Genomic DNA, 11703 nt, shown 5'->3' on the forward strand with positions numbered 1-11703 from the left:
GCCCCCGTGCGAACTCTGCGGAGCCTGAAGCGATTCGGTGCGGCGGCCCTCACGCTGGGAGCCCTGGCGTGTGGTGGCACGGATCCGAACAAGCTGGACGTGCGGGCGGAGGATGGAACGGATCTTCCGCTGCGCGCGGTAACGCCCGAGCTCCAGGCCCGCTTCAACGAGGGGGACAAGCTCTTCGACGTCACCTATGGCGAGGCGGACGGGCTGGGGCCGCTCTACATCCGGGTGGCGTGCTCCTCCTGCCACCAGGGCGCCTCCCGAGGCCCGGGCTCGGTGCAGAAGATGGCGGTGGTGGGCGCGGATGGGGTCACCCCGGCGGAGGATCAGAGCGCGCTGGCCTATGGCCACACGGTGCGCCCCTTCAAGGCGGCGGGGGCCACCCAGGCCATCCAGGCGCCGGCGAACGCGACGAACGTGAAGCTGTCGCTGCGCGTGGGCCCGGCGGTGTTCGGCCGCGGCTACCTGGAGGCCATCGCCGACTCGGAGATCGAGCGGATGCAGGCCGAGCAGTCCACCCGGGATGACGGCATCCACGGGCGGGTGAACCGCGTCACCTACCACTCCCAGGCCAACCCCGAGCAGGCCTTCCAGCACTACCAGCCGGGGCAGACGAACCTCATCGGCCGCTTCGGGGTGAAGGCCCGCATCGCCTCGCTGGACGAGTTCACCGCGGACGCGATGCAGGGGGACATGGGCATCACCTCGCCCATGCGGCCTACCGAGGCGGCCAACCCGGACGGCCTCACCGACGACGGCAAGCCCGGCGTCGACGTGGATCTCACCCGGGTGAACGCGGTGGGTGACTACATGCGCCTGCTCGAGATTCCCAAGCGTGCCGAGCCCAACAGCGACGGGGTCCGGCTCTTCTCGCAGGCCCGGTGCGACGTGTGCCACGTGCCCTCGCTGAGGACGCGGGCGGACTACCCGTTCGCGCCGCTGGCCGGCCGGGACGCTCCTGTCTACTCGGACCTGCTGCTGCACGACATGGGCCCCGCGCTGGCGGACGGCATGGTGGACGAGAGCGCCGGCTCGCGAGACTGGCGCACCGCCCCGCTCATCGGCCTGCGCTTCTTCAATGACTTCCTGCACGACGGGCGCGCCAAGACGCTCCAGGACGCCATCCTCGCGCATCAAGGCCCCGGCTCCGAGGCCAACGACTCGGTCCGCCGCTTCCAACAGCTCTCCAGCGCGGAGCAGACCGCGCTGATCGACTTTGTCTCCTCGCTGTAACCCTCCCCCCAGAGGCTTCATGTACCGCCGGCTCATTCCCCTCCTCCTTGTGTGCGCAACCTCCTGCGGAAAGGACCCGCAGGAGCAGGCCCTGCTCGACGTGAAGAGCTACATCCAGTCCAACCTGGACTCGCTCCAGGAAGCCGTGGTGGCCCTGCAGAAGGATGCGCCTGCTCCCGACGCTGACGGCTGGAGCGCCACCCAGGACGCCGCCGCCGTGCAGAAGATGAAGACGGACTGGAAGAAGGCCCGCACCGCCTACGAGCACGTGGAGGGCGCCATCGCCGTCCTCTTCCCCGAGCTCGATATCTCCACCGACCAGCGCTACGACGGCTTCATCGCCACCGGCCCGGATGATGATCTCTTCGACGACCAGGGCGTCACCGGCATCCACGCCGCCGAGCGCATCCTCTGGTCCGACTCCATCCCGCAGCGGGTGGTGGACTTCGAGAAGGGCCTGCCCTACTACGTGGCCGCTGCCTTCCCCGCCAACGAGAACCAGGCGCGCGAGTTCAAGGAGAAGCTGCTCGTCCGGCTGGCCAACGACGTCCAGGAGATGCGGAACCAGTTCGGCCCGCTCGCGCTGGACAACTCCTCGGCCTTCCGCGGGGTGATCGGCTCCATGAAGGAGCAGGTCGAGAAGGCCAACAAGGCCGCCAGCGGCGAGGAGGAGTCCCGCTACGCGCAGTTCACGCTGGCGGACATGCGCGCCAACGTCGACGCGGGCGTCTACACCTACGAGGCCTTCAAGCCCTGGCTGCTGTCGCTCGACGGCGGCAAGGCGCTGGACACGAAGATCGCCGCGGGCTTCAAGCGCGTGCAGGACCACTACGCCACGCTGCAGGGCGACGCGCTGCCCGAGGTCCCCGCCCACTGGAGCTCCCAGGAGCCTTCGGCGGAGGATCTCGCCACGCCCTTTGGCCAGCTCTACCAGGTGCTGTCCGACGAGTCGGAGCCCGAGCACGAGGGCTCGCTGGTAAGCTCGATGGAAGCCTCCGCCGATCTGCTCGGCATTCCCCGCCTGCCATGACCCCTATGCGTACCCTCCTTCTCCTTGGCATCCTCGCCTCCGCCGGCTGCGGCGGGAGCGATACGACCGATCCCTCTGAAGAGCCGCAGACCTTCATCGCCCTGGAGCGTGACTTCCAGGGCTTCACCTCGTGGGAGCTCTTCCACCGCGAGGCGGACGGCTCCGGCGGCATCCACACGGGTGTGGACCGGGACATCTACCTGAAGAGCCGTCCCCGCAAGGGTGCCAAGGAGTTCCCCATCGGCACCATGATCGTGAAGCACACGGATGGTGTCGGGGACCCGGACATGCAGGGGCCGCGGACCTTCGGGATGGTCAAGCGGGGCGGGAACTTCAACGTGGCGGGCGCGGTGAACTGGGAGTGGTTCGAGCTGGTGCAGACCAACTCGGATGATCCCACCAGCCCCTGGCAGATCGTCTGGCGCGGGCTGGGGCCGCCGATCGGCAGCGGCTATGGCGCTGGCGGCTCCGAGTGCAACAGCTGCCACACCGAGGCCGTGGCCAACGACTACGTCGAGGCCGAGCCGCTCCAGCTCTCCACGCTGGCCAAGTAGCCAGCACGTGAAGCTGGCGCTGCTGGCCCTGGTCCCCTTCGGTAAGCTCGTGCGCGCAACGTAAAGGAGAGACCGTGAGCACCCTCGCAGGAAAAGTCCTGTTCATCACCGGCGCGAGCCGAGGCATCGGCAAGGCCATCGCGCTGCGGGCCGCACGGGATGGAGCGCGGATCGTCATCGCGGCGAAGACGGCCCAGCCCCACCCCAAGCTCCCCGGCACCATCTACACCGCCGCGCAGGAGATCGAGGCCGCGGGCGGCAAGGCGCTGCCCCTCATGGTGGACATCCGCTCCGAGGAGCAGCTCGCCCAGGCGGTGGCGGAGACGGTGGCGACGTTCGGCGGCATCGACATCTGCGTGAACAACGCCAGCGCCATCAGCCTCACCGGGACGCTCGAGACGCCGATGAAGCGCTTCGACTTGATGCACCAGGTCAACACGCGAGGGACGTTCGCCACCTCGCAGGCGTGCCTGCCCCACCTGAAGAAGGCGAAGAACCCGCACATCCTCAACCTGTCGCCCCCGCTCAACATGGCGCCCAAGTGGTTCCAGAACCACGTGGCCTACACCATGGCGAAGTACGGGATGAGCATGTGCGTGCTCGGCATGTCCGCCGAGTTCAAGGACGAGGGCATCGCCGTCAACGCGCTCTGGCCGCGGACGACGATCGCCACCGCGGCCATTGAGATGCTCGGCGGCGAGGACATGATGCGCCAGAGCCGCAAGCCGGAGATCATCGCGGACGCGGCCCACGCCATCCTCACCAGCGACAGCCGCACCTGCACCGGCAACTTCTTCCTGGACGAGGACCTGCTGCGCTCGCGCGGCGTCACCGACTTCGAGCCGTACGCCATGGTGAAGGGCGCGGACCTGCTGCCGGACTACTTCCTGGACTGACAGGGCCGGGGCTCGGCGGCTCGGGCCTACGTGGCCTCCGCCACATAGAGGATGTGCGGGGTGGTGTAGCCCGCATCCAGCTCCACCGTCTCGCGCACCGTGAAGCCCGCGTCTCGCAGCAGGGCCTCCGCGGTGCTCCGGGGCTCGAGCACCAGCCCTCCGCCCGCCTTCGTCCGGCCGAGCATCTTCACCATCACCCACTCCTGCGCGAGGCACTTGTAGTGCTTCCAGGAGCGGTCCCCCTCCGCCTCCTTCAGCAGGAACCGCCCGCCGGGACGCAGCACGCGCCGCACGGTGCGCAGGAACTCCGGCCACCGCTCCCGAGGCAGCAGGTAGAGCACGTCACACACCACCGCGGCGTCGAACCCGCCCGGGTGCTGCTCCGCGAGGCGCTCCACCGTGCCTATCTCGAAGCGGGCATTGGGGAGCCGGCCGGGCCCCTGGGAGGCCCACATCACCTTGCGCGGATCCGGATCCACCCCCTGCACGGTGCGGCTCGGATCCTCCAGCGCGAGCAGCGCCGAGAGCAGCCCATGACCACAGCCGATGTCGGCGACAGTGCCTCCGGAGGGCACTCGCCCGGCGACGGCCTCCAGCGGAGCGGAGAAGGCTCGGGCGCGCACGTGGAAGCGCTCGGCGGGCGGGAGCTCCGAGAACAGGGCCAGCGTCTTGTCGAGGAGGGCGCTCACGAGATGTACAGCTCCCGGCCAAAGGCCCACGAGAGGAGGACGACGCCCACCGCGCTCACGGCCAGAATCGCCTGGCGCAGGCGGGGGCGCTCGCGCAGCAGCAGCGCGAGCGTGAGGAACAGCGGGAAGGCGGCGATGAGGTAGCGCCCCATGCCCATGAAGTCCTTGGTCCCCACGGCCGGCAGCCCGACCACCGCGAGGATGAACAGCCCGTACCCCCACCCCAGCAGGCGGATGGTTGGCCTCACCAGCAGGAGCGCGATCACGGCCAGCAGCGCATGGCTGGTGTAGCGCAGCACCACCTCCGCGTTGTTGCCCTCCATGAAGACGACATGGAACCAGTGCACCTTGAGCCACGTGTTCCACCCGGGCGCCTGATCCCACCCCGGAGCCCCCTGCGTCTCCACGAAGGCGAAGGGCGCACCGAACTTCTGCCTCAGGTAGAGCACGTAGCAGGCAAAGCCGAGCCCGGAGAGCACGGGCAGCAAGTCCAGGAGCGTCCAGCGCTCGCCCCGGGCGTGCTTCCACTCGAGCCGGCGGGCCAGCAGCCCCAGCACCACCGCGGGCGCGATCGGCCGCGCCGCCGTCGCCATGGCCCCGAGGATCACCGCGGGCACCAATTGCCCCTTCTCCAGCAGCAGGAAGGCGCTCACCACCAGCAGCAGGAAGAGCGCGTCCGAGTACATGACGCCATACAGATAGAAGGAGAACGGATAGAGCGCCAGCAGCAGCCCGGCTTGGAGCGCGGTGCGTTCATCCACCCAGGTGCGCGCCCAAGCCGTGAAGAGCACTACCGCCACGGGCCCGCAGAGCAGCGTGACGAGGATGCCCCCGGAGTAGACGGAGGCGCCCAGCGCCATGAGCGCCCGGATGGCCAGGGGATAGAGCGGGAAGAACGCCACCGGGCTCTGCACGCCCGGCGTGTACGAGTACCCCTGCTCGGCGATGAGCTTGTACCAACCTGAATCCCAGCCCACCCAGCCCATGGAGAAGTAGTCGGCGAGCCGCAGGACAGCCCCCCCCGGCACCTTGAGATGCAGGCGCCAGGCCCCCACCGCGGCGGCTGCCGCGCAGAGCGCCACGACGGGGACGAGGATGAGGGCCATGACCCGAGGGGCGGAGCGCGACATGTGGGGTGTGGAATCGTTCACCCTCCCGCTCGGGTCAAGCGCCTTCGGGCCACGCTGCATCGCTCCTTCGTGGCGAGTCCATGTCGTCCGAGTGCGTCATGCAAGGGCCAGCAACCATCAGGAGACGTACTCCGCGGCGCCGTAGGCGAACGCCAGCAGGAGCATGAGCCCTCCGCTGGTGGCCATCACTCCGAGCCTCAGCCGTGGCCGCTCGCGCAGTATGAGCGCGAGCGTGACGAAGAGCGGGAACGCGGCGAGCAGGTATCGCCCCATGCCCATGAAGTCCTTGCTGGAGAGCGCGGGCAATCCCACGATGGCGGCCGAGTAGAGGCCATAGCCCCAGCCCAACCTCCGCGCGGTGGGCCACACCAGGGCGAGCGCCCCCAGGGTGACGGCCGCGTGACCGGCCAGGCGCAGGAAGTCCCCCGGCTTCATGGCCGCGTTGAAGCCCTGGAGCCAGCGGACCTTGAGCCACGTGCGCCAGCCCGGCATTTGATCCCACCCAGGCGCGGACTGAACCTTCACGAAGGCGAACGGCTCACCGAAGGTGCGCCAGAGATAGAGCATGTAGAGCAGGAAGCCGGTGGCGGCGAGCACCGGGAGCAGATCCACCCCACTCCAGCGCTGACCGCGCTCGTGCTTCCACTCCAGCCTGCGCGCGAGCAGCCCCAGCACGAGCGCCGGAGCCACCGGGCGCGCGGCGGTGGCCACCGCTCCCAGCAGCACGGCGAGCCCGAGCTGGCCGCGCTCCAGCAACAGGAAGGCGCCCACGACGAGCAGCAGGAAGAGCGCGTCCGAGTACATCGCGCCATAGAGGAAGAACGTGAAGGGATACAGGGCGAGCAGCAGGCCCGCATCCCGCGCCGTGGCCTCGTCCGTGCGAGTGCGCGCCCACGAGACGAAGAGCACCAGCGCCAGCAGGCCGCACACCATGGTGAGCAGCACCCCAGCCAGGAAGGTGTCCAGGCCGAGCGCCCCCAGCCCTCGCACCCCGAGCGGATAGAGCGGGAAGAAGGCCACGGAGCTCTGCTGCCCGGGCGTGTAGCTGTAGCCCTGGGTGGCGATATGCGCGTACCAACCCCCGTCCTCGCGCACCCAGCCCAGCGGCGCGGGCAGCGTGGGCCAGGTGGCCCGTGCCGGGCTGTAGCCCTCGGGAAACGCCCTGGAGGCCACCGCCACCGCCGCCGTGCACGCCAGGAGCGCGCCCACGGCGGCCAGGGCCACGATACGAAGGGCGGAGCGGTTCATGGCGCTGGGACTTCGTCCAGAACCGCTCCGGGGTCAAGTCAGCGCGAGTGGAACCCCTTGCCCTCCTTCACCATGTCCACCAGGAGCGGCGCCGGAGTGAAGCGCTCGCCGTACTTGTCCTGGTAGTGCTCCAGCCGCTTGAGCAGCACCGCGGGCGTGAGGCTGTCCGCGTACCGGAACGGGCCGCCGAGGAACGGGGGGAAGCCCAGGCCGAAGATGGCGCCCACGTCCCCATCCCTCGGGCTGCGCAGGATGCCCTCGCCCAGGCAGCGGATGGCCTCGTTCACCATCTGCAGGGCGCACCGCTCCGCCATCTCGGCCCGGTCGAAGCGCTTGCGCTCCACTCCGCTCGGCAGCAGCGCGTAGACGGTGGTGTCCACCTGCTTCTTCTTCCCGGTGTACGTGTAGAAGCCCTTCTGGTTCTTGCGGCCCAGGCGTCCATCCTCGATGACCTTGTCGAGCGTCTTCGGCGCCGCCAGCCGCTTGCCGAACGCGGCCTCCATGATGGGCCCCACCTTGTGCGCGACGTCGATGCCCACCTCGTCGAGCAGGGTGATGGGGCCTACCGGGAAGCCGAACTCCACCAGCGCCTTGTCCAGCTCGGCGATGTCCGCGCCCTCGGCCAGCAGGTACGCCGCCTCGTTCATGTACGGCGAGAGGATGCGCGAGGTGTAGAAGCCCACCCCGTCGTTGACGACGATCACCGTCTTGCCCTGCTTGCGGCCCACCTCCACGCAGGTGGCCGTCACCCACTCGGCGGTGCCCGGGTGGGTGATGATCTCCAGCAGCGGCATCTTGTGGACCGGGCTGAAGTAGTGCATCCCGATCACCTGCTCCGGCCGCTTGCTGCCCTTGGCCAGCTCCGTAATCGGCAGGCTGGAGGTGTTGGACGCGAAGATGCAGTCCTCGCGCGTGACGGCCTCGGTCTCGGCGATGACGCGGTGCTTGAGCTTGAGGTCCTCGAACACGGCCTCGATGACGAGGTCCACGTTCTTGAAGCCGCTGTAGTCCGTGCCCGCGGTGATCAGGGCCTGCTTCACCGCCACCTCGCGCCACGTCAGCGAGCGCTTCTTCACCCGCTCATCCAACACGCTCTGCACCTGCTTGAGCGCCCGGCCCACGCCCGCGTCGTCCTTGTCCTTCACGCGCACCGGCACGCCCTGGAGCGCCGAGGACACGTAGGCGATGCCTCCGCCCATCAGCCCGCCGCCGAGCACGCCGATCTTCTTCACCTCGCGCGCCTTCACGCTCGGGTTGGAGGTGCCGTTCTCCTTCTTGAGCGCGGTGGTGGCGAAGAAGATCTCCACCAGCCGCTTGGAGACATCCGACACCACCAGCTCCCCGAAGAGCCGGGCCTCGGCCTCCAGGCCCGCCTTGCGGCCGGACTCGACGCCCACACGGATGGCCTCCAGCGCCTTCTCGGGTGCGGGGTACTTGCCGCGCGTCTTCTTCAGCAGCTGCTTGCGCGCCTGATCGAAGAGGATCCTCCGGCCCAGCGGGTTGGCCTCCAGCGCCACCTGGGCCCACAGCTCCTTGTCGGCCAGGCTTTGCAGGACACCCGCCAGCCCTTTCTTCGACTGCGCCGTCACCGCCTTGAGGCGCTGGCCGTGCGGGCGCTCCACCTTCAGCGCTCCGGCCGCCAGCTCCCGTGCGCGCTGGAGTGCCACCGAACGGAGGATGGGCACCGGCACCACCTCGTCCATCAGGCCCAGGCGCTTCGCCTTGGAGGGCTTCACCGTCTTCCCGGCGAGGATGAGATCCAGCGCCGCCTGGATGCCGATGAGCTCCGGGAGCCGCTGGGTGCCGCCCGCGCCCGGGAGCAGGCCGAGCTGTACCTCGGGCAGGCCGAGCGACGTCTTCGGGCTGTCCGTGGCCACGCGGTAGTCACAGGCCAGCGCCCACTCCAGGCCACCGCCGAGACACGCGCCGTGAATGGCCGCCACCACCGGCTTGGGGAACGCGTCCAGGCGGTCGAAGCCCTCCTGCCCCTGGCGGGAGATCTCGGTGGCCGCGGCCGCCGTCTTGATCGTCTGCAGGAAGTCGATCTTCGCCCCGGCCACGAAGTTGTCCTTCTTGCCGGAGGTGAAGACCACGGCCTTCACGGCCGGATCCTTCTCCGCGCGGCCGAGCAGCTCGACGAACGCCGCGCCCGTCTCCGGCGAGAGCGTGTTCACGGACTCGCCCTGCTGATCGATGGTGAGGACGGCGATCCCGTCCTCGACCTGGTAGGTGAAGCCCTGCTTCGCCTCGAGCTCTTCCAGTTTGATGGCCATTACGCACGCTCCAGGACCACGGCGGCTCCCAGGCCGCCAGCGGCGCAGACGGTGCACAGCACCGTGTTCTTGTTCCGACGCTTCAGCTCGTTGAGAGCCTGGGTGACGATGCGCGCGCCCGTGGCCCCGAACGGATGACCGATGGAGATGGAACCACCGTTCACGTTGAGCCGCTCGCGGTCCACCTCGCCCACGGGAGCGCTCCAGCCGGCCTTCTTCGCGAAGGCGGGCGAGGCGAGCGCCTGGAGGTTGCTGGCCACCTGGGCGGCGAACGCCTCGTGCATCTCCACGAGCTCGATGTCCGCCAGCGTCATGCCCGCGCGCCGGAGCGCGACGGGGACCGCATAGGCCGGCCCTTGCAGGAGCTGGTCGCCGGGGTCCGTGGCGGCGTAGGCATGAGCGCGCAGGTAACCGAGCGGCTCGTACCCGAGCGCCTTGGCCTTCTCCTCGCTCATCAGCAGCAGGGCGGCGGCGCCATCGGTGAGCGGCGAGGCATTGCCGGCGGTGATGGTGCCGTACTTGCGATCGAACACCGGCTTGAGCTGGCCGAGCGCATCCAGGCTGGTGTCCTCGCGAACGATGTTGTCCTTGGTGGCCACGTCCTCGAACTTCGGCGGGACGACGACGTGCATCACCTCGCCCTCGAAGCGGCCCTCCTTCCAGGCGCGAGCGGCGTTCTGGTGTGAGGACAGGGCGATGCGATCCTGCTCCTCGCGCGAGATGCCATTCTCCTTGGCCATCTTCTCGGCGCTCTCGCCCATGGTCTGGCCGGTGGAGTACTCGGCGATGGCGGGCGGCACCGGCAGCAGATCCTGGGCCTTGAGCTTCTGGAAGGGCTTGAGCTTGTCCGGCAGGCGCTTCGCCTTGGAGGCGGCCACCAGCGCATGAGCCAGCGGACGGCTGGTGAAGATGGGCGCGTCCGACATGGACTCGGTGCCGCCGGCGATGACGATGTCCGCCTCACCCACCGCGATGGCGTTGGCCGCCGTCGTCATGGCCTGGATGGAGGTGGCGCAGGCTCGCGCCACGGTGAACGCCTCGATCTTGCGAGGCAGCCCCGCGGCGAGCACCACCTCCCGAGCGATGGAGGTAGCTGTCAGCGAGGGGATGACCTGTCCGAAGACGACCTGGTTGATCTCGTTCGGATCGAGCTCCGCGCGCTGCACCAGTTCCTGGACCACCATCCGTCCGAGATCCAGCGCGGTGAGCCCCCCGAAGACGCTGCCCGCCTTGACGAAGGGGGTCCGCAGCCCGCGGACGATGGCCACCCGTCGGTGACCGTTGTTCTGTGCCATGTGCCTCACCCTCCTGACATCGAGTGAGGTTCTTCTAACGGCCTCTAATGCAGCGCGTCAACGAAAATTGATTCTAGAGTCAACCGGCGAACTTCAAGCCGGGTTGCCCGGGTGCTGAGGCTGCGAGCCCCCAAGCAAGTCAGGTGCTGCTATCGCTGGGGCACGGCGCTCCGACGAAGCGCGATGCCGTGACGGTGCACCGCGTCCACCAGGAACTTCGCCGCCTCCGGATCCGTGGGCGGGAGGATCCCGTGGCCGAGGTTGAAGATGTGCCCCACCGGCCCGGCGCGGTTCAGGATGTCCACCACGCGCGCCTCCAGCTCCTCGCGCGGCAGGAACAGGTGCAGCGGATCCAGGTTGCCCTGCACCGCCACGTCCGGCCCGAGCACGCGGCGGGCGTCGTCCATCTGGATGCGCCAGTCCTGGCCAATCACATCCGCGCCCGTGCGCTTGAGCAGCGGCAGGTGCGTGGACATGCCCGTGCCGAACAGGATCACCGGCACGCCCGTGGCCTGCAGCTCCTTCACCATCCGCGTGAGGTACGGGAGGCTGAAGCGCTCGAAGTCGTACGGGCCCAGCTCTCCGCCCCACGAGTCGAAGATCTGGACGATCTTCGCCCCCGCCTCCACCTGCATCTTCAGGTAGGGAATGAGCGTGTCCGTGAGCTTCTGGAACAGCGTGTGCGCCAGCTTGGGCTGCTCGAGGAGCAGGCGCTTGATGAGGATGTAGCTCTTGGAGCCGCCGCCCTCGACCATGTACGCGGCCAGCGTGAACGGCGCGCCCGCGAACCCAATCACGGGCACCGAGTCATTCAGCGCCTTGCGCGTGCGCCGGATGGCCTCGGCCACGAAGCCCGTGCCCTGCACCGGATCCGGCACCCCGAGCCGCTCGATGTCCGCCGCCGTGCGCACGGGGTTGGGGAAGTGCGGCCCCTTGTCTCCCAGCTCCAGGGCAATGCCCATGGCCTCCACCGGGATGAGGATGTCCGAGAAGATGATCGCCGCGTCCACGCCCAGCCGGGTGACGGGCTGCACCGTCACCTCGGCCGCCAGGTCCGGGTGCTTGCACAGATCAAGGAACGCGATGTTGCCGCGGATGGCGCGGTACTCGGGCAGGTAGCGGCCAGCCTGACGCATCAGCCACACCGGAGTGGTGTCGGTGGGCTGGCGACGCGCCGCCTTCAGGAGTCTGTCGTTCATGGAGGAGCCCTCCGGCGCCACCGGGCGCCGTCATGCCGCCCATACCGGACTTCGCCGCGGAAGTCCTGCCTCTCGCGCCGGACTGCCGCGCAAATGACGAGGCCGGACCCGCCTCCTGGGCAAGTCCGGCCCCTGGCGCCAGGGGAAGCG

10 protein-coding genes are annotated in these 11703 nt (G+C 69.1%); 4 read left to right on the forward strand and 6 right to left on the reverse strand.

Annotation, left to right across the window (positions count from 1 at the left end; translation table 11 throughout):
* Window positions 1-6 precede the first annotated feature (6 nt).
* From ACJ8AT_RS13230 to ACJ8AT_RS13245, 4 genes are all read left to right on the forward strand, one after another.
* Window positions 7-1239, forward strand: coding sequence for a di-heme oxidoredictase family protein (locus ACJ8AT_RS13230; RefSeq protein ID WP_407738065.1), 1233 nt, complete (start codon window positions 7-9; stop codon window positions 1237-1239).
* Window positions 1240-1339: 100 nt separating this feature from the next.
* Window positions 1340-2269, forward strand: coding sequence for an imelysin family protein (locus tag ACJ8AT_RS13235; protein WP_407738066.1), 930 nt, complete (start codon window positions 1340-1342; stop codon window positions 2267-2269).
* 5 nt (window positions 2270-2274) lie between these two features.
* A complete protein-coding gene (locus tag ACJ8AT_RS13240) occupies window positions 2275-2823 on the forward strand; it encodes a hypothetical protein (RefSeq protein WP_407738067.1) in 549 nt (182 codons plus the stop codon).
* A 74-nt stretch (window positions 2824-2897) separates the two neighbouring features.
* A complete protein-coding gene (locus ACJ8AT_RS13245) occupies window positions 2898-3719 on the forward strand; it encodes an SDR family oxidoreductase (protein ID WP_407738068.1) in 822 nt (273 codons plus the stop codon).
* Between the two features lie 26 nt (window positions 3720-3745).
* Here ACJ8AT_RS13245 and ACJ8AT_RS13250 read toward each other — a convergent pair whose 3' ends face one another.
* The 6 genes from ACJ8AT_RS13250 to hemE all read right to left on the reverse strand — a co-directional run bounded on the left by ACJ8AT_RS13250 (window position 3746) and on the right by hemE (window position 11553).
* Window positions 3746-4408, reverse strand: coding sequence for a class I SAM-dependent methyltransferase (locus ACJ8AT_RS13250; protein ID WP_407738069.1), 663 nt, complete (start codon window positions 4406-4408; stop codon window positions 3746-3748).
* Entirely contained in the window at window positions 4405-5538 is a 1134-nt protein-coding gene (locus ACJ8AT_RS13255; RefSeq protein ID WP_407738070.1) for a mannosyltransferase family protein, read from the reverse strand. Before ACJ8AT_RS13255 ends, ACJ8AT_RS13250 begins: the two co-directional genes overlap by 4 nt.
* Window positions 5539-5655: 117 nt before the next feature.
* Window positions 5656-6786, reverse strand: a complete 1131-nt coding sequence (locus tag ACJ8AT_RS13260; protein ID WP_407738071.1) for a mannosyltransferase family protein — start codon at window positions 6784-6786, stop codon at window positions 5656-5658.
* Window positions 6787-6824: 38 nt separating this feature from the next.
* Window positions 6825-9059: a fatty acid oxidation complex subunit alpha FadJ gene (gene fadJ / locus ACJ8AT_RS13265; protein ID WP_407738072.1), complete on the reverse strand. Its 2235-nt coding sequence runs from the start codon at window positions 9057-9059 to the stop codon at window positions 6825-6827.
* Window positions 9059-10354 (reverse strand): acetyl-CoA C-acyltransferase FadI, encoded by a 1296-nt coding sequence (gene fadI, locus ACJ8AT_RS13270; protein ID WP_407738073.1) that lies wholly within the window; start codon window positions 10352-10354, stop codon window positions 9059-9061. Before fadI ends, fadJ begins: the two co-directional genes overlap by 1 nt.
* 149 nt (window positions 10355-10503) lie before the next feature.
* Window positions 10504-11553, reverse strand: coding sequence for a uroporphyrinogen decarboxylase (hemE, locus tag ACJ8AT_RS13275; RefSeq protein ID WP_407738074.1), 1050 nt, complete (start codon window positions 11551-11553; stop codon window positions 10504-10506).
* Between the last annotated feature and the right edge of the window lie 150 nt (window positions 11554-11703).

This window comes from Hyalangium sp. (assembly GCF_045802625.1).
Lineage (GTDB): Bacteria > Myxococcota > Myxococcia > Myxococcales > Myxococcaceae > Hyalangium.

Bases quoted from the DNA above. Each gene is read 5' to 3' on its own strand.
- ACJ8AT_RS13240 (WP_407738067.1), top strand. From the start codon at position 2,275: ATGCGTACCCTCCTTCTCCTTGGCATCCTCGCCTCCGCCGGCTGCGGC.
- ACJ8AT_RS13255 (WP_407738070.1), bottom strand. From the start codon at position 5,538: ATGTCGCGCTCCGCCCCTCGGGTCATGGCCCTCATCCTCGTCCCCGTC.
- ACJ8AT_RS13260 (WP_407738071.1), bottom strand. From the start codon at position 6,786: ATGAACCGCTCCGCCCTTCGTATCGTGGCCCTGGCCGCCGTGGGCGCG.
- fadJ (WP_407738072.1), bottom strand. From the start codon at position 9,059: ATGGCCATCAAACTGGAAGAGCTCGAGGCGAAGCAGGGCTTCACCTAC.
- fadI (WP_407738073.1), bottom strand. From the start codon at position 10,354: ATGGCACAGAACAACGGTCACCGACGGGTGGCCATCGTCCGCGGGCTG.
- hemE (WP_407738074.1), bottom strand. From the start codon at position 11,553: ATGAACGACAGACTCCTGAAGGCGGCGCGTCGCCAGCCCACCGACACC.